19 protein-coding genes are annotated in these 23567 nt (G+C 56.8%); 14 read left to right on the forward strand and 5 right to left on the reverse strand.

Annotation, left to right across the window (positions count from 1 at the left end; translation table 11 throughout):
* Positions 1 to 16: 16 nt before the first annotated feature.
* Both HMPREF2609_RS04905 and HMPREF2609_RS04910 read left to right on the forward strand, forming a co-directional pair.
* Positions 17 to 904 (forward strand): hypothetical protein, encoded by an 888-nt coding sequence (locus tag HMPREF2609_RS04905; protein ID WP_013397908.1) that lies wholly within the window; start codon positions 17 to 19, stop codon positions 902 to 904.
* Positions 905 to 1163: 259 nt separating this feature from the next.
* Complete coding sequence (locus tag HMPREF2609_RS04910; protein WP_070535305.1) at positions 1164 to 2906, forward strand: DUF5635 domain-containing protein; 1743 nt, start codon at positions 1164 to 1166, stop codon at positions 2904 to 2906.
* A 279-nt stretch (positions 2907 to 3185) separates the two neighbouring features.
* Here HMPREF2609_RS04910 and purB read toward each other — a convergent pair whose 3' ends face one another.
* The gene (gene purB / locus HMPREF2609_RS04915; RefSeq protein ID WP_070535307.1) at positions 3186 to 4625 is read right to left on the reverse strand and encodes an adenylosuccinate lyase; all 1440 of its coding nucleotides are present in this window, start codon (positions 4623 to 4625) and stop codon (positions 3186 to 3188) included.
* Between the two features lie 424 nt (positions 4626 to 5049).
* Here purB and HMPREF2609_RS04920 point away from each other — a divergent pair, with 424 nt between their 5' ends.
* From HMPREF2609_RS04920 to HMPREF2609_RS04945, 6 genes are all read left to right on the forward strand, one after another.
* A complete protein-coding gene (locus HMPREF2609_RS04920) occupies positions 5050 to 5664 on the forward strand; it encodes a hypothetical protein (RefSeq protein WP_070535309.1) in 615 nt (204 codons plus the stop codon).
* Positions 5665 to 5691: 27 nt separating this feature from the next.
* Positions 5692 to 7869 (forward strand): hypothetical protein, encoded by a 2178-nt coding sequence (locus tag HMPREF2609_RS04925; protein ID WP_070535311.1) that lies wholly within the window; start codon positions 5692 to 5694, stop codon positions 7867 to 7869.
* An 86-nt stretch (positions 7870 to 7955) separates the two neighbouring features.
* Complete coding sequence (locus HMPREF2609_RS04930) at positions 7956 to 9089, forward strand: histidinol-phosphate transaminase (RefSeq protein WP_210391449.1); 1134 nt, start codon at positions 7956 to 7958, stop codon at positions 9087 to 9089.
* A 297-nt stretch (positions 9090 to 9386) separates the two neighbouring features.
* The gene (locus HMPREF2609_RS04935; RefSeq protein WP_070535312.1) at positions 9387 to 10553 is read left to right on the forward strand and encodes a thiamine pyrophosphate-dependent enzyme; all 1167 of its coding nucleotides are present in this window, start codon (positions 9387 to 9389) and stop codon (positions 10551 to 10553) included.
* Positions 10554 to 10555: 2 nt separating this feature from the next.
* Entirely contained in the window at positions 10556 to 11551 is a 996-nt protein-coding gene (locus tag HMPREF2609_RS04940; protein WP_048751797.1) for an alpha-ketoacid dehydrogenase subunit beta, read from the forward strand.
* A 77-nt stretch (positions 11552 to 11628) separates the two neighbouring features.
* Complete coding sequence (locus HMPREF2609_RS04945; protein ID WP_070535315.1) at positions 11629 to 13119, forward strand: dihydrolipoamide acetyltransferase family protein; 1491 nt, start codon at positions 11629 to 11631, stop codon at positions 13117 to 13119.
* Between the two features lie 223 nt (positions 13120 to 13342).
* Here HMPREF2609_RS04945 and HMPREF2609_RS04950 read toward each other — a convergent pair whose 3' ends face one another.
* From HMPREF2609_RS04950 to HMPREF2609_RS04960, 4 genes are all read right to left on the reverse strand, one after another.
* The gene (locus HMPREF2609_RS04950) at positions 13343 to 14509 is read right to left on the reverse strand and encodes a voltage-gated chloride channel family protein (protein ID WP_070535316.1); all 1167 of its coding nucleotides are present in this window, start codon (positions 14507 to 14509) and stop codon (positions 13343 to 13345) included.
* Between the two features lie 80 nt (positions 14510 to 14589).
* On the reverse strand, positions 14590 to 15264 hold the full coding sequence (locus HMPREF2609_RS04955; RefSeq protein WP_070535319.1) for a sugar O-acetyltransferase: 675 nt from the start codon (positions 15262 to 15264) through the stop codon (positions 14590 to 14592).
* Positions 15261 to 15413, reverse strand: a complete 153-nt coding sequence (locus tag HMPREF2609_RS10905) for a hypothetical protein (protein ID WP_004005629.1) — start codon at positions 15411 to 15413, stop codon at positions 15261 to 15263. Before HMPREF2609_RS10905 ends, HMPREF2609_RS04955 begins: the two co-directional genes overlap by 4 nt.
* Positions 15414 to 15504: 91 nt before the next feature.
* A complete protein-coding gene (locus tag HMPREF2609_RS04960) occupies positions 15505 to 16044 on the reverse strand; it encodes a potassium channel protein (RefSeq protein WP_070535321.1) in 540 nt (179 codons plus the stop codon).
* A gap of 199 nt (positions 16045 to 16243) precedes the next feature.
* Between HMPREF2609_RS04960 and HMPREF2609_RS04965 the strand changes: the two genes are divergently transcribed.
* From HMPREF2609_RS04965 to HMPREF2609_RS04990, 6 genes are all read left to right on the forward strand, one after another.
* On the forward strand, positions 16244 to 18040 hold the full coding sequence (locus HMPREF2609_RS04965; protein ID WP_246825576.1) for a long-chain-fatty-acid--CoA ligase: 1797 nt from the start codon (positions 16244 to 16246) through the stop codon (positions 18038 to 18040).
* A gap of 146 nt (positions 18041 to 18186) precedes the next feature.
* Positions 18187 to 18654: a lysozyme gene (locus tag HMPREF2609_RS04970; protein ID WP_070535323.1), complete on the forward strand. Its 468-nt coding sequence runs from the start codon at positions 18187 to 18189 to the stop codon at positions 18652 to 18654.
* 698 nt (positions 18655 to 19352) lie between these two features.
* Positions 19353 to 20762 carry an MFS transporter gene (locus HMPREF2609_RS04975; protein ID WP_070535326.1) on the forward strand — a complete coding sequence of 470 codons (1410 nt, stop codon included), beginning with the start codon at positions 19353 to 19355 and terminating at the stop codon, positions 20760 to 20762.
* Positions 20763 to 21304: 542 nt separating this feature from the next.
* Positions 21305 to 22279: an AfsA-related hotdog domain-containing protein gene (locus HMPREF2609_RS04980; RefSeq protein ID WP_070535329.1), complete on the forward strand. Its 975-nt coding sequence runs from the start codon at positions 21305 to 21307 to the stop codon at positions 22277 to 22279.
* 15 nt (positions 22280 to 22294) lie between these two features.
* Positions 22295 to 22948, forward strand: a complete 654-nt coding sequence (locus HMPREF2609_RS04985) for an HAD family hydrolase (protein WP_246825577.1) — start codon at positions 22295 to 22297, stop codon at positions 22946 to 22948.
* A 39-nt stretch (positions 22949 to 22987) separates the two neighbouring features.
* A complete protein-coding gene (locus tag HMPREF2609_RS04990) occupies positions 22988 to 23488 on the forward strand; it encodes an ester cyclase (protein ID WP_070535333.1) in 501 nt (166 codons plus the stop codon).
* The last annotated feature ends 79 nt before the right edge of the window (positions 23489 to 23567 follow it).

Below are 23567 nucleotides of genomic sequence, written 5' to 3' on the forward strand. Positions count from 1 at the left end.
GTGCTTTACTGACATTATGCTAGACCCGAAAAAGTCACTTTTTGACGATAACGGCAATCCCCGCCCTGCACTCACCAAAACGCTTGATACCGTTCTGCGCGTTCAGCGCCCCCTAGCGCTGTCGATGGTGAAAAGTTTGCGGGCGGCGCATCCGGACGAAACCCCCGAAAAGATTCTGCGGCGCCTTGAACGCAACTATCTGCGTGACGTGACCGCGATCGGCGGGGTGACGGGCGCATCCGCTTTCGTGCCCGGAATCGGAACCGTGACCTCGATGAGCCTTTCGGCGCTCGCGGTTGGCGGGTACCTGGAAAGGACCGCACTGTTCGCCCAAGCGGTGGCTGAGCTGCACGGCGTGCACGTGGAGAACCCCGAGGTTGCACGTTCGATGGTGATGGCGATTATGCTCGGCGAAGAAGGCTCGCAGCTGATGAATACCGTGCTGCTGCAGACCGGGAAGGCGAGCGGCGTTTCCAACCGGTGGGGCATGCTGCTGGGCGGTAAGTCGGCGGGCAAGACTTTTAGTGTGGAACGCACGATTCGCAATATGTTTATCAAGCGTTTCTTGACCCGCCAGAGCGGAGCCCTGCTGGGGCGTGCCCTGCCGTTCGGCGTGGGCGCCGTGGTCGGCGGCGGCGCAAACTTGGCGCTGGGGCGTGACGTGGTTAAGAGCGCCCGTAATGCGTTTGGTGATGCTCCCGCGTTTTTCCCGGCTGAGCTGATGCTTACCCCGCGTGCCCCCAAGTTCACGTCTGATGAGCAGAAAAACTCTCACGGACCCAAGGTTACGCGAGCACTGACCGGTAAGTTCAAGCGCACCAAGGCCGATACGAAAAACCACGATGCGCACGCTCACGGGCTGCAAAACCCTGGCGCGCAGCATCGCAAGACGATGGGGAACTAGAAGAACTAACCCCTTGCCCCTGCTCGCCGGTATTTCGCGGGTAAGAGTGCCCGTTTTGCCGCGGTTTTCACGAGACATACACGGGAGAGTGTTAGATTAGCGGGGTGCTAATCTAACAGTTTTCCGTCAAAGTGCGAAAAGTTGTTAGATTAGAGTATCCTTAATCTAACAACTTTTTGTGTTTTTAGGTAGACTTGGTGGTGACGTTGGTCAAGAAGAACACTCCAACCACCCTGAAACCTACTGTTGTGGAGACGGCATGATACTTTCGGAACGCAGGCGAGACCTTGAAAAACAGGTCGCCGAAATCCTTGCTTCGTATCGAGACGGGCAGCTTCACGCAAACCGGGAGAGCGCATCCATAGATTTCAAAGAGGAAGCAGGACGCCGAGGCGCTGGCGGTATTCTTCTGCCCGGCGAAACACGCAACGCTGAAGCAGCATCAAAACTTGCAGATGAAGTCGCCTGCTTTGCCAATACACCCGGCGGAGGCGCTCTGATACTAGGTGTTGAAGACAGTCATGGAACGGTACTGGGAACCGAGCTTGATACTGAATGGTTGCGCCAGCGTATTGATGAGGCGGTACAGGTCGCCCCCGATATTGTGGAACACCACCTTGGCGGAGCCCAGGGTCTGCGCGTGCTGGTTCTCTACGTACCCCAGGCCAAAGAGCCTGTGTATGATACCGGCAATAAGCTGCGGTGGCGCGTTGGGGATCACTGCAAGCCTATTGACCGTTCCCTTTGGTGGGAACACCGTGAAAATATGCGGGAATACGACGAAATGGCTCAAAGCACCCGCTACACGCCTGAAGATATTCCACGCTCCACCATGAACTATGTGCGCGCCCTGCTCGGAGCCGATACAGCCCTCACGGACCGTGAGGTCTTGCAGCGTTTGGGCGCACTGCGTTCCGATGGAAAGCTCTCGCAAGCCGCCGCGCTCACCCTGTGCCCCGCATCCCGAACCCTGCTTGAACTCACTATCTTCGACGTTCCCGCCGGGTCAATCCTCAATACTGTGCGACCCGACGCTGACCTGCCGCTGCTGGAACAAATACGGCAGATCGAGCAGGCTCTGCAAAACGTAAATACACAAATTACGCTTCCCACCGGGTTTGCGCACCGCGCAGTCCGGCAGGTTCCCGAAAACGCTGTGCGCGAGGCTATTCTCAACGGCATTATTCACCGCGATTGGAACAGCTCTGAACCTACCGATATCCGCTGGATTACACTCGATAATACCCTCGTGGTGCGAAGCCCAGGCGGATTTTACGGTGGAGTTACTGCGGATAATGTGCTCAGTAATCGTTCTGCACGATACCCCGCGCTCGCCGATTTGTTCCGTGCCCTGACCCTTGTTGAGAAACAGGGAGTGGGGGTTGATCGGATGTACCAGTCCATGATGGTTCTTGGGCATCTGCCCCCTATCTTCGCGGAAGTGGCGGGTCCGCATATTGAATGCACGCTCGTGGGAGGAACACCAGTACTGCCTGTACTAGAGGTCGTATCAGCGATTGTTCCTACCGCACGTCAGAAAGACGTGGGAATCGCTATTATTCTCAGCTATTTGATACAGCACCCTTTTATCACATTGAAAACTTTGGCCGAACGTCTGCAATCTTCTGAAGAATCAGCGGCGCTCACGCTGCGGGCTGCCGAACAGACTGTTATTGAGGGCGTTCCGCTGGTAGCCCGTCTTAAAGAGCAACAGGTGTGGGTTCTGGGTGAAGGTGCACTTAACCTTGCTCAGAATGCTCGGGGCGAGAACGACCACTATGTGCTGCCCTATCTGTCACGATCCCCGCAGGCTATGCACGATGTGATCCGGGCGTGGTGCGACCTCACCGGTGCAATCACAACGGGAGATTTGATGGAGCTGACGCATATAGCCCGCGGTACCGCCAAAAGGGCTTTAGACGCTCTAGTCGATGAAGGTACTCTAAGGCAGGAAGGACAGGGTCGTTCCACAAGGTACGTTATGGTTCATCAGGGGCGGTAATCTGCTGAATTTCTGTAGGTGAAGTAGTTGATGTTAGATTAGCAGCCTGCTAATCTAACACTTTTCCGTCAAAGTGCGAAAAGTTGTTAGATTAGAGCATCCTTAATCTAACAACTTTTTGTGTTGAGGGGGAAACCTGGCGAATAAATGGGTGTTCTATAGCCCCTGTCAGAACCATAAAAAGGCTCTTTATTCACATAAAGCATTGGAAAAACCGCTTTATGTGAATAAAGAGCCTTTTTTAGGACGTAGAGGGCGGGCGAAAGGAGTCGAAGGCGTTTAGCCTTGCGCATCCTTCGCGTGATCCACCAGCTGCGCGGCGATGCCGTTGTACGTATGCGGGGTCAAGTTCGACAGCCGCTCCTGCGCCTCGGCAGACAGACCCAGGGTGCCCACAAATTCTTTGAGGCGCACCGCATCCACCCGATGACCGCGCGTAAGCTCCTTCAGACGCTCATAGGGGTTCTCCATGCCGGGGGTACCCGCGATCGCCTCCGCGCGCATAACCATCTGAATGGCCTCCGCCAGAACCTCCCAATTGGACTCCAGATCGGCGGCAATAACGTCGGCGGCAATATCGAGGCGCTGCAGACCCTTAATCACATTGGAAATCGCAAGCACCGAATGCCCAAACGCCACGCCAATATTGCGCTGCGCCGAAGAATCGGTCAAATCACGCTGCCAACGCGAAGTCACCAGCGTGGATGCCAGCGAATCGAAAATCGCATTGGAGAGTTCAAGATTAGCTTCCGCATTCTCGAAGCGGATCGGGTTCACCTTATGCGGCATCGTCGACGAGCCCGTTGCACCAGCCACCGGAATCTGGCGGAAGAAGCCAATTGAAATATAGCTCCACACATCGGTGCACAGATTATGCAGCACGCGGTTGAAATGCGCCACATCAGAGTACAGTTCCGCCTGCCAGTCATGCGATTCGATCTGCGTAGTCAGCGGGTTCCAGCTAAGCCCCAGATGCTCCACGAAACCCCGCGAAATAGCCTGCCAGTCAGCCCCCGGAACCGAGGCGTAATGCGCCGCATAGGTGCCCGTCGCGCCGTTAATCTTGCCCAAAAATTCGGTGGCGGTAACATGGGAAATCTGGCGTTTCAAACGGTACGCCAGCACAGCCATTTCCTTGCCCAACGTGGTGGGGGTTGCGGGTTGGCCGTGCGTGCGAGAGAGCATCGGAACATCTCTGCCGGTCTCGGCGAGATCGAGCAAAACCTGCACCAGATCGCGGGCGGCGGGGAGCCATACATTCTCGACCGCGTCCTTAATACCCAGGGCGTAGGAGAGGTTATTAATGTCTTCGGAGGTGCACCCAAAATGCACGAGCGGCACCAGATGCCCCAGCCCCAGCGCTTCAAGGCGGCGACCGATATAGTACTCGACGGCCTTCACATCGTGAACAGTGACCGCCTCAATCTCGGCGAGTTCGGTGACGGAATCGGCGTTGAACTCGGTCACGATAGCGCGTAAACCAGACTTCTGCTCATCGGTGAGCGGCGTGAGCCCGGGAAGAACGGCATGCTCGCACAGGTATATGAACCATTCGACTTCCACATGGATGCGGTCGCGGTTCAGTGCGGCTTCGGAGAGATAGTTCGTTAAAGGCGTGGTCACAGGGGCGTAACGCCCATCGAGAGGACCGAGCGCAAGATTACTGGTGCCCAGGTCGATTCTTCCCGAGGGCAGGAGCGTGTTTTCAGGGTGAGACATACCTCTATCTTCGCACGTTTTGGCGTAAAAGGTCAGATTGGGTGTCTTCTATGGCGGCTGGGGCGCCGTGTCTGTCTTGGTGCGGCGTATTGCGGATTCTGGATGTTATTTTCTTTGTTCCGCTAAGGCGTTATTTATGGGATGCGCGGTCTGCCACGCTTGTGCGGGCCCATGTCATATTCGGTCATGCGAGTGCGCGCATCCAACGAAATCGGGAGAAATAACCTGTGGATAATCAGCGAAAGTGTCCCACTACGGCAGGTTATCCACAGGGCAACGAGAGAGCGGGTATTAACCTGTGCCGAGCCTTCTAGGGTGAAGGTAAACAGGTACAGCATCGGTCACGCGCACGGGTACTCAGGCGTACCCGTGCGGCCGCACACCGGGAGCCGCCCGCCGTACACAAAGAGCTAACGAGGAAGACATGACAGCCATCGCACCCGCACCAACGCCCCAGCCGCATACCGGCGATATTCCCCCGGGAGCGCATCCGCCCACGTCCGCAGATATTCTGCGTGCCGCCGGTGACATGGGGATCGGTACCAGCGCTGCAACCAGTTTTGCGGCGTCTTTGCAAGGGTTAGCGGGGCAGGCGCGCAGTAAGGGTCAGGAACTCGCCGCCAGCTTAGAACAACATGCCGCGAGCATTCAGACGATGCTTCACAAAGCCCACGGTATGCGTGCCGAACACTGGAAATCCTCGGCAGGGAGAGCCTATCGAAACGCATTAGAACAGCACGAAAAAAGCCTGACCGAAACTCACCAGCAAGTACAGCACGCAGCCGAGGATGCGCGCCGCGCTGGCGAAGAAGTTGCCGCAGCCTTGGAATCCCAAGCAAACACTATTTTGGGTACCGCCGCCGGATTAGACGGAATGCTCAAAGGCCTGCTGAACACCACCGCCGATACCCTCGAAAACCTGAACCCCGCAGACATCATCAAATCCTCCGGCGCACTGAACGCTCAGCATGCCTTAGATCAGTTACTCAATTATTCGCAGGTTCCCACCGGGCTCTTACAGAGCTCGGGCATTCACTAATCGCTAGACAACAGGGAAGGACTCACGATGAACACTCCGGGACAACAGATAGCAGCCGGTGGGGACGATAAAACCATTAGCGTTCTGCTGGAAGAGCTGCCGCAGCTCGCACAGAATGTACACCAGCTAGGCGGCGATTGCGGGTCATTACCCCTGCCGATGAGCGGTATCGCGGCGCAGCTCATGCTTTTTCTCGGCACCAACGAACATGGGCGGCAAGCCTCGGTCATGACCACCTCTGCCGCAGCGACGTTGGGGGAGCGGGCCGTTAAGCTGGAGGCAACCGCCAGTGCAATAGACGCCTGCTCGAAAGGCTACCATCAGGCAGAAGAAGCCGCGAAGGGACTGTTCAACCGCATCGGGCTCACTCAGGACGGGAAGATGCCTAACGGCATGTCGCAGGAAGAGTGGATGCGCAACGCGCTCATGCATCCGCAAGGCGCCTTCAACGACATGTGGTCCTGGGAAAAGTACGAGCTTGGATATAGCGCCGCAGAGAGCATTTTCGGGTGGGGTATGCGTAGCGGCAACCCCTATATTATGGGCTTTTCCGCACTGACGGCGATCACTCTCTTCGGGGCGACCGCCTACCAGGATATGCGCGCCAACCCGGAGATGGCGCGCAGACGTATAGCTCGAAAACTCGAAAAAATGGGTATTCCCCGTGAGATAGCCGAACGAATTGCGAATGGAAAAATGCCGTGGCTCGGGAAGAAAGAACAGGACAACAAGAACCGCGGTGAACTCAAGAACTGGCATCGTGATAAGGCAGAACCGACGGATAAAATGCCCCGCACCCGCGCCGAGATCGCCCAGAATATGGAGCGCGTGAGCAAGGGAGACCTCTCGAAAAAATACGAAGGCGAAGATAAAGACGGGAAGGGTTATTCGGGGATTGAGGTACAGGTATACCGAGACCCCCAAACCGGCCGCAAAATCGTATACGCCTATATCCCAGGGACGGACTTTTCCAATAAACCTGGCGAGCCCGACGGTATCCAAGGCACCCTGCAAATAGGCGCCGATACCCCGAACGCCTCTATCCAAGACAGCCATATCATGATGCGCGCCCTAGACCGTGCGCTAAGAGATCAAGGCGTGACCTCAGCCGATGATGTGATTCTCGTGGGACATTCTCAAGGCGCAGCTATCGCCTATAACGCCGCCAATAACAACGAATTTGCCTCACGCTACCACGTGAGCGATGTGTACACTTTTGGCGGCCCTGTACAAGCATTACCAGACCGAGGAAATAAGACCTTCCGCGTGCATCAAACCAAAGATAAAGGCGATCCTATCCCCGCAATCATCAGCGGCCAGACGTGGAAGGAACGCCCAGGTGACTCGACCGTGATTACTGACCGTAGAAGTTTTCGCCAGGGCGGAGATCCTAAACCACATGAAATGACTCACGATATGAGGTTTTATCGTGAATCATTAGAACGGGATGCTAACGCGCAGAAACCTATGGCTGTTACGCCTCAAGGTAACTACACCTACGAAGGCGGAAATGTCTATAACGCTACCTCTGAGGGAGGACCTTCGTTATGGGAGAGCGGAGCCGCAACATTATCAAATGAGCGTGGTGTAAATCCTCAAGTACTTGGAAATATAGGGGTTGACTTGGCCCAAGATAAGGCACGGTCATGGACACCCGATTTTTTGAAACCCAGTATGGATGCGCTTGATCCACGAAAGCCCGTCGATTACACAGACCCGAAGATTTCGGGACTGCCCGCACCGGTGCAGAACCCCGGCACCACAGATACCCAACACTCACCTGCAGCATGGCATGCTCCCGAGTCGCTGGAGAACATATCGGGGCCAAAACCCATGCCGTACAGCTATCACGGGGCAGGGATCATACCCTCCGGGGCAGGTTCCCACGCCGAACCGTATTATGCGCCGCGCCTGCTGGAAGACCTGCACCTGCCCAAGCTCGATATGCCCCACGGCACGGGCGGAGGCGAAAACCTGCTGCCGAACCTTGACCTGAAAATACAAGAAGGATACCTGCCGCCGCTGGGTGAGCACCTGATGAGCAACCCCGCCGAGACACCGCACCTGCACATACCACAGAATCAGCTGCAGCCCGATGGTGAGACCGTAACCCCCGCCGATACCGGCAGCCGTATGCCCACCAACACCCCAGACCCCGAGATGCGCACCTCACACGACCCCAGGCTCCTAGGCGCACCAGCGTAAACGCAACCGCGCCCGATCGGCAGAAACCCGCGTGACCTAGCGCAAAAATCCGGAGCGGGGAGGTTGGCGAGCACTATACTGTGGATATGAGTGAATCACACCAACCGCAGACATCACCGATTCCCCCGCGCCATATTTTTGCGAACCTTCCGGCCTATGTAGCAGGAAAACCCGCGCCGCAGGTTGCCGGGCTAACCCAGTACAAACTATCTTCCAACGAGAACCCTCTCGGACCCGTCCCCAAGGTTGCCGAAATTCTCAGCACCTTCGATGCGGTACACCGCTACCCAGACCCGCTCTCAACGAAGTTGCGTGAAGCGCTCGCCAAGCGGTTCGACCTGGATGCTGAGAACATCGTGACCGGCGCCGGAAGCCTGGGTGCACTCAACCAGATTCTCAAAGCGTTTGCCGGAGTCGATGCCGACGGCGTGCAGGACGAAGTCATATACGCTTGGCGTTCCTTTGAGGCATACCCCATTCTGGTGGGGCTGCTGGGCGCAAAAAGCGTGCAGATTCCGAACCTGCCCAACGGCGCCCACGACCTGCAGGGAATGCTCGATGCGATCACCGACCGCACTCGCGTGATCCTGGTGTGCACCCCTAACAACCCCACCGGGCCCGCCGTCACCGAAAAACAAATCCGCGAGTTCCTAGCGCAAGTGCCGCCTCATATTGTGGTGGTGCTCGACGAAGCATATTTCGAGTTCTGCACGGTATCACCCGTACCCGATGGGGAAGATGCACCGCTGGACGGTCTGCGCCTGTACCGTGAATACCCGAACGTGATCGTGCTCAGAACCTTCTCAAAAGCACAGGGACTTGCGGGGCTTCGCGTGGGGTACTCGGTATCGCATCCGCAGCTGACCCAGTATTTGCGGGTGAGTGCCACAACCTTCGCCGTCACCGCCGTGGCAGAGGCCGCCGCCGTCGCCTCCATAGAACATGAAGATCAGGTGATGGAACGTGTACAACACCTGGTGACTGAGCGTGAGCGCGTGGCCGCCCGGCTGCACGAGCTGGGGTACAACATACCGCAAACCTATGCCAACTTCGTGTGGCTTCCCCTGGGGGAACACACCGCGGAATTTACCGAACTGGCGCGCGCTAACGCCCTAGCGGTGCGCGCATTCGATTCCGAGGGCGTGCGGGTGAGCATCGGCGAAGACGAGGCAAATGACCGCTTCATCAGCATCTGCGAGCAGTTCCCGCACAGAGTCTAAACTCCCTCAACTCGCGGGGTTGAGCTATGTCGCCGAGGGCTCGGGAAGAGACCGTGTTGGTTCTCGGCGACAACACTTAGACTGCTCCTCGCCCACGTAAGTATTCCGCGAATCAACATGCACACAGAAACGGTGCATTACGCCAGAAGGAAAGCATAGAAAACCGCACAATAAATCTTCACTTCGTTCTTAAGCGAGTAAAATAAGAGGAAATATGCCCAAGCCTTCCGCCCCGCGTGCCGAAACTCTCTGCGTGCGCTCGGCGTGAAGGACAGCTCGTATCTGCGTGGAGGATTGATGCACGAGAACGAAAAATATCCGGGAGTACCTGAACGCATCCAGCTCATGGATGAGAACGGCAAGGTACATGAGAACCCCACCTTCAGCTCTTATGTGCAGGACGTAGACGCAGAACAGCTTCGCGAAGCCTACCGCCTGATGTACATCACCCGCCGTATCGATGACGAAGGAACGGCACTTCAGAGGCAAGGGCAAATGGCTCTATGGGCACCCAGTCGAGGACAGGAAGCGGCGCAGATCGGCTCCGCACTGGCATTCGCGCCCAACGACTATATTTTTCCCTCCTACCGTGAACACGCGGTTGCCTTTGCCCGCGGTGTAGATTTTCGCGAACTCATCACGATTTTCCGCGGTTCACACACCCACGGGTGGGATCCTAAAAAACATAACTTCCACGTCTACACCAAAGTGCTTGCCGCACAAGTTACGCATGCGGTCGGTTACGCTATGGGCCTGAACTTTGATGCCGATATTGCGGCGGAAACCGGGCAGCTGCAGACAGGTCAAGGGCAGGCCACCAACCCCGAGAATGACACCGTGAAACCCGCCGTCGGCGTCTACTTCGGCGACGGTTCCTCCACCGAAGGCGAAGTCCACGAGGCCATGGTCTTTGCCGCATCCTACGATGCCCCCGTACTCTTCTTCGTGCAAAACAACCGCTGGGCTATTTCGGTACCCTTCGACGTGCAGTCGCGCGTGCCCATCTCAACCCGCGCCCAAGGCTACGGCTTTGAAGGACTGCGCGTTGACGGCAACGATGCGCTCGGCACCCTCGCCGTCACCCGCTATGCGCTCGATAAAATCCGCCGCGGCGAAGGCCCCGTGTTAATCGAGGCGGAAACATACCGTCTGGGCCCGCATACCACCGCCGATGACCCCACCAAATACCGTGACGACGAAGAACTCCAGCAGCGTCTGAACGCAGACCCGCTGATTCGCCTGGAAAAATATCTGCGCGAGAACGGGCACGCAGATGATGCCTTCTTCGAAAAACTCGCCGAAGAAGCACAAGAACTTGCTAACGGGGTGCGCGAGGCGGCGATTGCCTCCGAACCCTATGAATTCGACCGGTTCTTCGACCGCGCCTACGCCGAAGAACACCTTCAGGTAGAAGAAGAACGCGAGTTCTACCGCAACTACGTCGCAGGTTTCGAGGAGGACTAAGAATGAGCGAGCAGAATGCACAGGTTGAGCGCCTGACCCTGGCGAAAGCGATCACTCGCGGCCTCGACGACGCAATGGCAGATAACCGCAAAGTCGTGCTGATCGGCGAAGATATCGGCAAACTCGGCGGCGTATACCGCGTGACCGAAGGGCTTCTGGCGAAGCACGGGCAGAAGCGCGTGATGGATTCTCCCCTTGGAGAGGCCGGTATTGTGGGCACTTCTATCGGCATGGCGATGCGCGGCTATCGGCCCGTAGCCGAGATTCAGTTCGACGGGTTCGTCTTCCCCGCCTACAACCAGATCACCACACAACTCGCCAAAATCCACAACCGCAGCGACAAAAAATACGTTGTTCCGGTTACGATCCGTATTCCCTACGGCGGTGTAATCGGGGCGGTCGAGCATCACTCGGAATCGCCCGAGGCACTGTTCGCGCATACCGCCGGGCTGCGCATCGTAACACCGTCCTCACCGCATGATGCCTACTGGATGACTCGCAAATCCATTGAATGCGACGACCCGGTGATTATTTTCGAGCCCAAACGCCGCTACTGGCTCAAGGGCGAGGTGAACTTTGCGGACACCGATTTTGATCCGTTCCAGGCGCAGGTGGTGCGCGAAGGCACAGACGCGACCATCGTGGCATACGGTCCGCTGGTGCCGGTAGCGCTTGCCGCCGCAGAGGCTGCCGTCGAAGATGGGCGCTCGATCGAAGTCATTGATCTGCGGTCGATCTCCCCGATGGATGTACCCACCGTCGCCGCATCCGTGGTGAAGACCGGGCGCCTGATTGTTGCCCACGAAGCGCCGACCTTCGGGGGCATGGGCGGCGAACTCGCCGCCGCGATCACTGAGCGCTGCTTCTACAGCCTGCAGGCCCCGGTGCTGCGCGTGGGCGGCTACTATATGCCGTACCCGGTACCACGCACGGAGGACGAATACGTGCCCGATATTGACCGTATTCTTGAAGCCGTTGATCGCTCATTTGAATACTAAACCGTATATTCCATATTCCTTATATAACCCGCGAAGAATATTCCCGATAGGCTATATTCCCTAGCGAAAGGCATAAAATGTCCCAGATTTTTAATCTCCCAGATGTGGGTGAGGGTCTTACCGAGGCTGAGATCCTCACCTGGAAAGTCAGCGTTGGTAGCGAGGTCAGCATCAACGATGTTCTCGTCGAAATCGAGACCGCCAAATCCGTTGTGGAACTGCCCTCGCCCTACACCGGCACCGTGGAGAAGATTCTGGTGAGCGAGGGCGAGACGATCGAAGTTGGGACGCCTATTATCGCGATCTCCGGCAGTGCCGCATCCACTGCAGACGAACCGCAGGATGCGCCTGCCGCATCCGCCGATGAGGGCGAGAGCGGTAACCAGGCACTCGTGGGTTCGGGGCCCAAGGCCGATTCGGTGAAGCGCCGCGCCCGCAAGCGTCCCGCATCCGCAAGGGCTCAGAATGCCGCACCGCAGGCCCAGGTTTCACCCGCTCAGGAGATGCCGGTGGCGCATACCCCCTCGTCACCCGAGCCGCGCAATCAGGGGCTTTTCAGCGAGCTTGCCGAACGCGCCTCCAAATTCGTGGAAAACAGCCCGTTTAATACGGTGGTGCAGCGTTTCCAAGGCGGGGCTGAGGGGCCCGTCGTAACCGCACAGCCGACGCAGGAGCCGGTGCCGCATCGCCCATCGCTGGCGGCGCCACCCGTACGCTTGGCGGCAAAAGAGCTGGGCGTCGATCTGGCGAATGTGACCGCGACCGGCTCGCGCGGGCAGGTGACGAAACAAGACCTGTTGAACTATGTGGCGCATCTTAACGACGTGCAGGAGTCCACGAGCCAGCGTTTCTGGCAGTCCCCGTCCACACAGGGCGACCGCATGCAGCACATTCCGGTGCGCGGGGTGCGCAAGGCAACCGCGAAGGCTATGGTTTCTTCGGCGTTTAGCGCCCCGCACGTGTCGATTTTCGTGGACGTGGATGCCTCGCGCACCATGGAATTTATCAAGCGTTTGAAGAAGTCACGCCACTTCGAGGGCGTGAAGGTAACTCCGCTGCTGGTGCTTGCTGCCGCCGTGATATGGGCGGCAGAACGGAACCCCCAGGTGAATGCTACGTGGACGGACAGCGAGATTCAGATCAAGCGCTTTATGAACTTGGGCATTGCGGCGGCGACCCCACGCGGGCTGATGGTGCCCAATATCAAGGATGCGCAAGAGCTCTCTCTACGTGAGCTGGCGATCGCCTTGAATAACCTGACGACTCGCGCCCGTGAGGGGAAGACCCAGCCCGCCGAGATGGCAAACGGAACCCTGACGATTACGAATATCGGTTCGCTTGGCATCGATACGGGAACCCCGATTATCAACCCCGGCGAAGTGGCGATCGTTGCCTTCGGCACGATTAAGCAAAAGCCCTGGGTGGTTGATGGCGAGGTTATTCCGCGCTGGGTCACCACGCTGGGCGGTTCTTTCGATCACCGTGTGGTAGACGGTGACCTCTCGGCGCGTTTCATGGCAGATGTTGCCGCAATTCTCGAAGAACCCGCCATGCTTCTGGATATGTAGCGCTTACAAGTACAGTAACGCTCAAGGGCGCCGAAGGAGACACGAATCCTTCGGCGCCCTGGTGTATTTTTTGGGTCTTGAAACCACACATATTCTGTTTCTGGAATATTCCCGAGTTGGCATATAGCCATATCGTGCACACAAAAATGGGGGCAGGGTTCTCATGTCGTCACGAAACCCTGCCCCAATCACTATATTCCCTATGGGTTATATGCCTGAAACGTTATAACTCCTGGTCCACATAGTTTTGTGCGTAGCGTTCCACACGACGGTGATAGAGACCGCCCATCAGGCCGCCCAGAACCGCAGCGATGAAGGTGATGCAGAGAACCAACGCAACCGAAAGAATAGCGCTTGCCGTACCGTGCTGCGTATACCACTGCACGGAAAGGTTTGCGGAGCCTCCCTGGAAAACCTGGGGCGTGAAATAGGTGAGCAGGCTTGCCGCAAACATGATCATGACCTGCCACAGCCACACCGAAATGCCCTGCTTTGCGCTGGAGAACCGCGCCATGCGGCCAGCCACATACCCGCCAATGCAGTACGCCACCAGGTACGCGGCACCGGTTCCGATACCCTGCCAGAGGGCGAGCGCATCGTTCCCCGAGAATAGCCCACGCACAATAGGAGCCATGGAATCGTAGGGGGACCCGTGATTAGCCTCGACCACGGTTGCCGTAACCCAGAGCAAAAACTGCAAAACGCCCATTGCGGCGAACCAGCCCATCAGCCCGGGAATAACCTGAAGTCGCCCGTAGCGTGCTTTCTGAAGCTCGAACGCAGTTGCCGCCGTGAGAATGGGGGCGTGCTCGTCGGTATCTTCACCGTCTTCTATGAGGTAACCCTGCGTGGGGGAAGGAGCAGACACGGCCACAATGGCATCGCTGTCGCCGACTTCCCTGGGCGTTGTGGGATGTTCGGGGAGCGGGGGAAGCGCCTCCGTACTGTAGGTAACCATGCTGCTGGGCACGGCGGGGCGCAACTGATCCACGGAGTCGCTGCTGGCAGACTCGTCGGAATCTTCTAACCAGCCGAAGGAAGAATCGCCATCGCGTGAACGTTCCTTGGCGGTACCCGCATCAGTCTTCACCTGCGCATTGGCGGATGAAGAGCTTTCCTCAAGATATTTCTGCTGGTCGGCGGCAGAGAGAGGACGGGTTTTCTCTTCGGCTATATCATCGACCGGTACATCCTTGGGGGAGAGCACGACGGTCGGGTCGTCGCTCTCAAAAGCGGCGTCCCATGCGTCATGAGAGCTCTCCCGAAGCTCACTCTGGTTCGTTTTATCCTTCGCGTGAGCGGTATTTTCTTCAGCAGGGGTATTGTGATGGGGACCTGAGGTATTCTTTGGGGTAGATGTCATGGTCTCCTCCATATCGGTGGTTGGCATCTGAGAATTTTTATCTTTATATGCTCATAAAAACTGTGGCGCTTGTGGCGCTCAGTTTAAGGGTCGGAAGTTGAGCGATATTAAAAGTTATCAGCTTCAAGGCGCGCATAAAATTCCTGCGCTTGCGTCATTTCCTGGTCGCTGTATTGGTGCGGATGTGCCGGTCGCTGCTGCGGGTCAATCGTGCGGATAGTGCGCGCCGGATTACCGGCGACGATCGTGTTCGCGGGAACGTCTTTCGTGACCACAGACCCCGCCCCGATCACCGCGTTTTCGCCGATCGTGACGCCTCCAAGAATAATGGCTCCGCCGCCTATCCACACGTTATTGCCTACCGTGATCGGCAGAGCGCCCTCCCAAAAATTGATGCGATCCTGAACATTAATCGGGTGGGTGGGGGTGAGGAACTGGCAGCCGGGGCCGACGAACACGTAGTCGCCGATGGTAATGGGGGCTACGTCTAGGAACGTGGTGTTGAAATTGAAGAAACAATACTTGCCAATATGGGTATTGACCCCAAAATCGAAGGCAACCGGCGGGCGCATCTGGGTATGCTCGCCTAGGCTGCCCAAGTAGTCGCGGAGCACATGCATGCCGTGGGCGTGCTCGCCGCGCGCATAGTACTGCTCGAAAAACTTGACCGCTTGGTAGATAGAATCGCCGACTTGCTTATTCTCCTCGGTAGAGCGGTAGGCTTTGCCCGCCGTCATACGTTCAAAAGCCTCGCTGAGGTTCTGGCGGTTGGGCTTGCTCATGAGTGAGTCCCTCCCATCCAGAAGTACATGATGAGGATAATTGCTAAGCCGATGAGAATCACGATGCCGCCCAGAATGGCGAAGCGTTTCGAGATTTCTCGGAGCAGCTTTTTAAACTGCTCATCGGTAATGTCATGCCTGTTGCTCATACACCTAGTATCTCAGAAAGGCCCCACCGGATGCAGGCTTACTGTATAGCGCCCTCAACTAGGGCTTGAACACAGGGAACTGGGCTAGGCGCTAGGGCTGAACTTTGCTCTGGCGGCGGCGAGAAAACACACGCACGAGCACAATGATAAAGACAATGCAGAGCGTAAAGTCGATGAGGGTAACAGCCTGTCCGAGCCAGTAAGCAATTATATATACAGCGTTTGCACCTTCGAGATAATGACCGATACCGCCTGGGTGATACAGAAGCCCCAGGAAGATAAGCATGAAGAGGTCAAGCCCATGATGCAGCGCACCCACGATATTGGCTCCGAGGATAAACCCTAAATACCGTGACCGCAGATAAAATACTGTCGCGGTGATCTGCAGAGCCCAGTAGAGCACAGTAACGAGGATAGGTGAGGATGTATATACCGGGAAATAATTGAGAGAACTCGGATAAAAGATGGCAAGAAAAGTCTGAGCCATGAGCGCAAGCGTTATACCTGCTAATCCCAAACGCATACCGTAGAGTTTCCGGAGAGGAAGAGCCGGGCGTGTGGTGCCCGCTGCCGAGATCTGCGAGCTCGAATTCTGGTGCGTGGGATTATCGCCGGAAGACTTCTCACTCATATTCTCCACCGTAACATTGCGATGTGTGCTGATGCATGTGGTGTACGTCGTTGTATATAGAGACGTCGCAAGTGGGAGCGAGTGTATGGTCGAAGAAACCTCGAATACTGCTCGCGGAATGGGGCGGGATGCTCGCCGAATGGGAGCACACAGCGCGTCGCGGGTTGAGCGAAACACTCTCAGCAGGCACAATCGAAGCATGACTGACCCGCAATATCACGACTCGCATCCGCACGATGCCCAGGCTTCCGCGCAGGAATCTCAAAGACCCGCACCCGCTCAAACTACGCCTGATGCCGCTTCCGGGCAGAACCCGCTGGCGCATCGCCCCTGGCTCAAAAATTATTCACCCGGCGTCGCCGTAGACGTTCACCTGCCCGAAACCTCGCTGAGCCACCTGATTGACGATGCTGTCCGCGAGGTTCCCCACAAGGTCGCCCTCGAATTCTTCGGCGCAACCACCACCTATGCTGAACTCGGCAGTCAGATCGACCGCGCCGCCGAAGGGCTGCGCCTGGCCGGGGTGCAGGCGGGGGATCGGGTCGCCCTGATTCTGCCCAACTGCCCGCAGCATATTATTGCCTTCTACGCGATTCTGCGCCTAGGCGCTATTGTCGTGGAGCACAACCCCCTCTACACCGGCGCCGAACTGAGGCACATGTTCGAGGACCACGGCGCGAAGGCCGCCATCGTGTGGGATAAAATTTCCGGGCATATTACGAGCCTGCCCGCAGACATCAAACCAGCGCATATTTACGCCGTGAACCTTATTAAAGCGATGCCAGTCTTCACCCGCGCGGCGCTCAAACTGCCGGTCAAAAAGGCGCGCGAATCCCGCGAAAAGCTCGAAGGCGCCGCCCCTGGAACCACAAGCTGGGCGCAGCTGCTCAAGAGGCCGCCGATCGACCCCGACTTTAAACGGCCCACCGCCCACGACGTAGCGCTCTTGCAGTACACCTCCGGCACCACCGGACTGCCCAAGGGCGTGATGCTCACCCACCGCAACCTCGAATCGAACGGGCGCATGGGCGAAGCCTGGATTAAACCCAGCGACGACGAATGCATCTACTCGGTGCTGCCTCTCTTCCACGCCTACGGCATGACCTTAGGTGTGACGATTGCGGCACTGTGCCGCGCCCGGCTGGTGCTCTTCCCAACCGTCGATATGGGCCTGATTACTAAGGCGATGAAGAAGACTCGCCCCACGATTCTGCCCGCAGTACCTCCGGTCTACCGCCGCCTGATGGATGTCGCCAAAGAGCAGGGCATATCGCTGCAGGGCGTTCGCTATGCGGTTTCGGGCGCCATGAACCTGCCGCCCGAGCTGGTGGCAGAGTGGGAGGATGCATCCGGCGGGTACATGGTTGAGGGGTACGGGCTGACCGAGTGCGCGCCGCTCGTCTCATGCAACCCGCTCAACGATACGCGCCGCGCCGGGTCAATCGGCATTCCCTTCCCCTCAACCGACATTCGCGTGGTAGACCCCGAAACTCTTCAGGATGTGCCGCTCGGCGAAGAGGGCGAGCTGTGGGTTCACGGCCCGCAGTGTTTCGCCGGGTACTGGAAACGCGAAGAAGACACGCAGAAAACCATTACGGCTGACGGCTGGCTGCGCACCGGCGATATTGTGCGCCTGGACGAAGACTACTTCATCCAGATCGTGGATCGTATTAAGGAAGTCATCATTACCGGCGGGTTCAACGTTTCACCCACCGAAGTGGAAACCGCCCTGAAACAGCACGATTCCGTGGCGGATGCGGCGGTCGTGGGCATCCCGCAGGCCAGCGGGGGAGAGATGGTGGTCGCCGCCGTGATTCCTGCCGAAGGGCACGCGGTTGATGAACATGCACTGCGCGAGCACTGCTATGCGCGCGTGACCCGCTATAAGGTGCCGCGCAAGATTGTGGCGGTGGACGATCTGCCCCGGTCGATGCTCGGCAAGATTCTGCGCCGCAAGGTACGTGAACAGTTAATCGCCAGCGGGGAGCTTGACTAAAAACACGCTCTGGCACAACTGCGAGTTCGAGCGTCAAGGCAGAAAGCTGTCTTTTATACCTCTTGTGTGACTCTGAATCCTTAGTTACGGTGGGGACCGGAACCTCTTAATGGAATCGTAATTATTCTTCAGAGGAGTTGATACCAATGCATCAGATATCACCTGAAGGAATTGCCTTCTTGAAAGAGAAAGAAGGGTTCAGGAGTGACGCCTACTACGACGTGGCGGGTGTTCTCACGATTGGTTACGGGCATTCGATCTATGCGCCCAGTATTGAGGAATACCCCATCCATGAGGGGCAGCATATCACCGAAGAAGAAGGGGAAAAGATCCTTCGCGCAGATTTGAAACCTACCGAAGCCGTTGTGAATTCTGCTGTTACTCGTGAAATTACTCAGAAGCAATACGACGCGCTCGTGTCATTCACCTTCAATCTGGGCGCGGGTACCTTTAAGTCGAGTGACGTTCTCGAACTCACGAACCAGGGAAATTATCAGGCCGCCGCAGATGCTCTGCTGCAATATTCGCACGCTGGCGGAAATTTCATCCCGGGGCTGTATAAGCGCAGGGAGCAGGAAAGGGCTATGTATGTTTCTTCGCTTCCCCAAGCATAAGAATCAGTGCGGCGCGACGTCAGGGTTGGCTACCATGACGGGTTCTTGGGGGAGAAGCTCTAAAGCTTCCGAATCGGTGAAGGCTCTGAATAGCTACTCAGTGACTGGGGGTGCGTGAGCTGGTCTAACGGATACGCTCTACAAGACTACGAGATTTCCGGAGAGCTGAGTTACTAGGCTGTAATTAAGGGCTACGTCTTTGTTGCATATCGGCTCGGCTTTGCGAGCTGAGCCTCCTCAGAATTCGATACGACACGCGGACGGGTTGGTTTCACCAAAAATTTTGGTGAAACCAACCCGTCCGCGTGCGGGTACACAAATTTTGGGGCGTAACGCATCCCACACAAGGGGTTTCTCAAGATTCACTAGCTTTCGCCCGAAACGACGGTCATGCCGCGATGACCAGGCTGGGATTATGCTATGCGCTCAACACGGCACGAGAGGTATATATGATAATCATAGGGAATTTTTGATGAAAGTATTTACAAGGAAAACATAAAAGCTAAACATTCATTCTAGTAATTCTTTTAATAATTTACGGAGACACTAATTTTGTTTCTTAGGCGGAAATAAATATATGTGAATAATTGATGCGTAAATAGAGAAAATAAACAATTGACAGACCAAATTTGAAATGTATACTTGAAACATCACTGTTACATATATCTATGTCTTCCAACCACTTCAAGGACTAAAAAATGAGTGTGACCACACCCCACCCCAAGCGCTGGGCCATCCTCGGGTTTATGTGCCTAGCGTTGGTTGTGACCGGGCTGGACTCGCTCATTGTCGCGGTTGCCATACCGTCTATGGAGACTGGACTACAGGCAACGGGCGAACAATTGCAATGGGTTGTTGCAGCCTATTCACTTGCATTTGCCGCACCACTACTTTTCTTTGGCGGTCTTGCCGACAGAATCGGACATAAACTAAGTTTTCTAGCCGGTATGTTTATTTTGCTGCTTGGTTCAATACTTGCGGCTTTCTCTATTAATGCAGAAGTACTTATTTTTTCACGAGTAATTATGGGTCTCGGATCAGCATTTATTATGCCTTCGACCCTAGCACTTATTCGTGATATTTTTCCAGACCATGAACGTGCTAAAGCTCTCGGAATTTGGGTGGGAATGTCCTCGCTGGGTATTCCGCTCGGTCCCATTGTGGGCGGATTGCTGCTCAAAAGTTTTTCGTGGGGATCCATTTTCTTGGTCAACGTGCCTATTATTGCCGTGGCATTCTTAGCATGCCTGATGCTCGCCCCGGAATCCTCAAAAAAGCACTCTTCCCGCCTGGACTTCTTCGGGCTGATCCTTTCGATTTTCGGACCTGCTCTGCTGGTGTACGGCATTATCGCCGCCCCGGAAGCAGGCTGGACCTCAAGCTTGACGCTGACCCTGCTGATTGCGGGTGTGGTGCTGAGCCTCATCTTCATCGTGTGGGAGCGCCGCAGCGCATCGCCCATGCTCAGCCATGAGGTCTTCCGTAACCGCCGGTTCGGCGGGCCGCTGCTGACGATCTCTTCGGTATTTTTTGGGGTCTTCGGCGGGCTGTTCATCATGACTCAGCATTTGCAGTTCGTTCTAGGGCTTGACCCTTTTACATCCGGTCTGCATATGCTCGCCATGTGTTCGGCGGTTCTCGTGGCACCGATCTCGCCCAAACTCGTCGAAAAGTTTGGGCTGGGTCCCGTCTCAGCTACCGGCCCTCTCATGGTCGCCCTCGGCATGGTGCTTCTGGCTATCAGCCCCTCGCCCAAGAGCGGGCAGGTTGTGGTAGCGCTCTTCACGTTCGGTCTGGGTGTGGGTTTTGGCGCCCCGGCCTCCGTGAACTCGATCATGGAATCGACCCCCAAGAAACAAACCGGCGCGGGCTCGGCGGTTGCCGATGTTGCTATGCAGCTCGGCGGCGCCCTGGGTATCGCGCTGATGGGAAGTATCGGAATCGCCACCGCAACGGCACAATCGCCCCGAGGCGTAGCCGCTGCGTGCTGGGTAGGTGCGGCAGTCGGGCTTTTGGGTGCTGTTGCCGTCTTCACCGTGCTTCCCAAAACTGGCGCACCCGCCGTTGAACGAGCGGTCGCGCCAGAACCCGCAGCTAAGTTGCCCTAGGCCAGCTGCACATATTTTTCAACCAACCACAGACAACCATCAGAACCTAACTCAAACTTCCGAAACGTTCCGATGGTATCTCCTACCCACACGGTAGGGATGAAAAAGGAATGAACGCTATGAACACCGACGAAATCAGCAGAATTCATAACAGACGCCAGATAACGCACGATACGGTGCGCTGCCTGAGCACTCGAAGCCTTCCGACATTCAGATCCTCGCTGACCCAACCTCACGGGCAGCGGCGTACTCCCAGGTATACGCCGGGATAGACAAGCCGCTGCGCTTTCGGTCTTTCGCAACCCGCATCCATCGTGAATCCGCAGGAATATCAAGGGATCATCACACCTTCACACCAGAGTGACCATACTTATGTCTTTTTGATATTGAGAATCTTCACCATATTGCCCGTATCCAGCGGCAGGGCATAACAACACCGATAACGCACACCCAAGGAGCTTACTTACCCGCACGCAGTAAGCCCCGCGGGACCCCATAACCACGTGCAACATACACCAACCACAGCCAAAGGAGGAGGGCATATGACCCTCATATACGAGTCGGCACCAGAGCTCGACGAAACTATCACGATAGACCCGGATATAGAAGATCTGCACTATGACCGTACCGTCGATCGTCATAAGGTACACCGTGCAGCGGTTTCCGAAGTTTTCCTCACGGATATTCGCCGGCAGAGCACGCAGCATGTGCTTGTGGCGGCGCAGCTGCCCTCATCGCACAGCTTCTTTCACGACAGCATCTACAACGATGCCGAAGGAACCCCCGATGCGCTCCTGCTGCTCGAAATTGCGCGGCAGGCGACAATCGCCAGCGCCCACGAAGTCGGTGTAGACGTCGGAAACACCCTGATCTCCAACGAGTTTGGGCTCACGATTTATCCGCACGAAATCGCCGCGCTAAACCCCGAAGACACCAACCTGCTGATTCGCAACTACTTCGACTGGACCTCCATTCGGCGCGGTGCCCCGCGTTCCGGTCGGTGCTACCAGCAGCTCATCATGGGCAACCGGGTGATCGCCGAGCACTTCAGCGGCGGGCGCATCCTCACCAAAAACCAGCTGCAGATTCTGCGCAGCGAATACCGCGGCACCCCACCGCCCACGACCGCGAACCTGCACGAGCTGACCTTCACAGACGTGCAGGATCCCATCGCCCCCGAGCGTGTGGGCAGGCGCAATCCCCTCAACGTGGTGATCTCGCAGCTGAACACTGCCGAAGCCCCGAGTGCGCAGGTGACCCCGAACGTGGCGAATAAGGCGCTTTTCGACCACGCCTACGACCACATCACCATGCAAATTTTGACCGAGGCGGCACGGCAGCTCTACCTGGCAACCCGCCCGGATAGCGAGCGCGCCCCCGAAATTTCCTCAATACGCGGGAACTTCCTGGCGTTCGCAGAACTCGATTCACCCGTGCAGATCCGTGCAACCGCGCCCGGGGAATTCGTGGTTGAACAAGATAACCGGCAGATCGCGGATTTCGCGCTCAAAAGCTAGATGACAAGGACCTTTATGTCGCCCGACTACAACACCACGAAATATGTGTGGACGGACTTCGGCGGAGTACTCACCCCGCCGGTCAGCCACACGATGCGCGTCTTCTGCCAGAAATACGGGCTCACCGAGTCCCAGCTGCGCGCGGGATTTGAGGCGGTCGCCCGCAACCACAACCTCACCGACCCGCTGGAACTCGTCGATACGCCCCTGATGAGCGAAAAAGAGTGGCTGAGCGAAATTTCCGAACAGGTAGGCGGGGCATTCCAGCTCGATACCCTCGCCGACGACTGGTTCCGCGACCGCGAGCCCAACGCATCCTGGGTGGCGTACCTGCACGAGATCAAGGCGCACGGTGTGAAGGTAGGGCTGATCTCAAATATGGTGCCCACCTGGGATAACCACTGGCGCGCCATGCTCAACGAACCCGGTCTTTTCGACGATATTGTGCTCTCCTTCGAGGTCGGATACCGCAAACCGCAGCGCGGTATCTACGACTACGCCGCAGAACTTGCCGGGGTGAACCCGGCGCAGTGCATCCTCATTGACGACCTTGCGCGTAACTGCGAAGGCGCCCGTGCAGCCGGGTGGGATGCCATCGAATTCACCACAACCGAAGAGTGCGTGAAACAGCTGCACCCCCTGCTCTCACCGGCAGAGGAAACAGTTTAAACCCCGTGACCGGAAGGTCACCCAACGAAAGGAAAACCCATGGGTAAGTGGGGAAATATTATCGAAGACATGATGGCGCAGATGCCCGAAGACCTGCGCACCGTTGCCCTCGGCGTGGCTGAGATTTTCACGAACATGGATATCGAAACCGCCCGCAAGTACATTCACCCCGACTTCGTCGATCATGAGGCGAGCGAAGGCGTTGGCGGTGGCCCCGAAGGGTACCTGGCAACCGCAAAATACATGAACCAGGCGTTCTCCGATGCCTCGTGGAAGCCCCAGAAGATCGTGGCAAGCGCGGACGGTCAGCACTACACCATGGTGATCAAGTTCAGCGGCGTTCACACCGGCGAGTTCATGGGTATTCCCGCCACCGGTAAGCCCTTCGAGATTCACCACCTGCACCTATTCCGTGTTGAAGACGGCAAGGCAATCGAGCACTGGGGCGGGCGCGATGAGCTCGGCCTGCTGCGCCAGATCGGTGTTCTCAACTCCGAGTACCCCACCCCCGCAGATGCCGGGCAAGCCGTCTTCGCCTAAAACACGGGCGAAACACGCATTCACGCATCCCACGTAACGCTATTGAGCACCGCGCGGCGAACTACCACGGCACGCGATA

This window comes from Rothia sp. HMSC058E10 (assembly GCF_001809415.1).
Lineage (GTDB): Bacteria > Actinomycetota > Actinomycetes > Actinomycetales > Micrococcaceae > Rothia > Rothia dentocariosa.

What these genes read in the sequence shown, in the direction of transcription:
- HMPREF2609_RS04930 (WP_210391449.1), top strand. Translation starts at nt 7,956, where the DNA reads ATGAGTGAATCACACCAACCGCAGACATCACCGATTCCCCCGCGCCAT.
- HMPREF2609_RS04975 (WP_070535326.1), top strand. Translation starts at nt 19,353, where the DNA reads ATGAGTGTGACCACACCCCACCCCAAGCGCTGGGCCATCCTCGGGTTT.
- HMPREF2609_RS04980 (WP_070535329.1), top strand. Translation starts at nt 21,305, where the DNA reads ATGACCCTCATATACGAGTCGGCACCAGAGCTCGACGAAACTATCACG.
- HMPREF2609_RS04970 (WP_070535323.1), top strand. Translation starts at nt 18,187, where the DNA reads ATGCATCAGATATCACCTGAAGGAATTGCCTTCTTGAAAGAGAAAGAA.
- HMPREF2609_RS04935 (WP_070535312.1), top strand. Translation starts at nt 9,387, where the DNA reads ATGCACGAGAACGAAAAATATCCGGGAGTACCTGAACGCATCCAGCTC.
- HMPREF2609_RS10905 (WP_004005629.1), bottom strand. Translation starts at nt 15,413, where the DNA reads ATGAGCAACAGGCATGACATTACCGATGAGCAGTTTAAAAAGCTGCTC.
- HMPREF2609_RS04925 (WP_070535311.1), top strand. Translation starts at nt 5,692, where the DNA reads ATGAACACTCCGGGACAACAGATAGCAGCCGGTGGGGACGATAAAACC.
- HMPREF2609_RS04910 (WP_070535305.1), top strand. Translation starts at nt 1,164, where the DNA reads ATGATACTTTCGGAACGCAGGCGAGACCTTGAAAAACAGGTCGCCGAA.
- HMPREF2609_RS04950 (WP_070535316.1), bottom strand. Translation starts at nt 14,509, where the DNA reads ATGCCAACCACCGATATGGAGGAGACCATGACATCTACCCCAAAGAAT.
- HMPREF2609_RS04920 (WP_070535309.1), top strand. Translation starts at nt 5,050, where the DNA reads ATGACAGCCATCGCACCCGCACCAACGCCCCAGCCGCATACCGGCGAT.
- HMPREF2609_RS04960 (WP_070535321.1), bottom strand. Translation starts at nt 16,044, where the DNA reads ATGAGTGAGAAGTCTTCCGGCGATAATCCCACGCACCAGAATTCGAGC.
- HMPREF2609_RS04985 (WP_246825577.1), top strand. Translation starts at nt 22,295, where the DNA reads ATGTCGCCCGACTACAACACCACGAAATATGTGTGGACGGACTTCGGC.
- HMPREF2609_RS04990 (WP_070535333.1), top strand. Translation starts at nt 22,988, where the DNA reads ATGGGTAAGTGGGGAAATATTATCGAAGACATGATGGCGCAGATGCCC.
- HMPREF2609_RS04940 (WP_048751797.1), top strand. Translation starts at nt 10,556, where the DNA reads ATGAGCGAGCAGAATGCACAGGTTGAGCGCCTGACCCTGGCGAAAGCG.
- HMPREF2609_RS04905 (WP_013397908.1), top strand. Translation starts at nt 17, where the DNA reads ATGCTAGACCCGAAAAAGTCACTTTTTGACGATAACGGCAATCCCCGC.
- HMPREF2609_RS04945 (WP_070535315.1), top strand. Translation starts at nt 11,629, where the DNA reads ATGTCCCAGATTTTTAATCTCCCAGATGTGGGTGAGGGTCTTACCGAG.
- HMPREF2609_RS04955 (WP_070535319.1), bottom strand. Translation starts at nt 15,264, where the DNA reads ATGAGCAAGCCCAACCGCCAGAACCTCAGCGAGGCTTTTGAACGTATG.
- HMPREF2609_RS04965 (WP_246825576.1), top strand. Translation starts at nt 16,244, where the DNA reads ATGACTGACCCGCAATATCACGACTCGCATCCGCACGATGCCCAGGCT.
- purB (WP_070535307.1), bottom strand. Translation starts at nt 4,625, where the DNA reads ATGTCTCACCCTGAAAACACGCTCCTGCCCTCGGGAAGAATCGACCTG.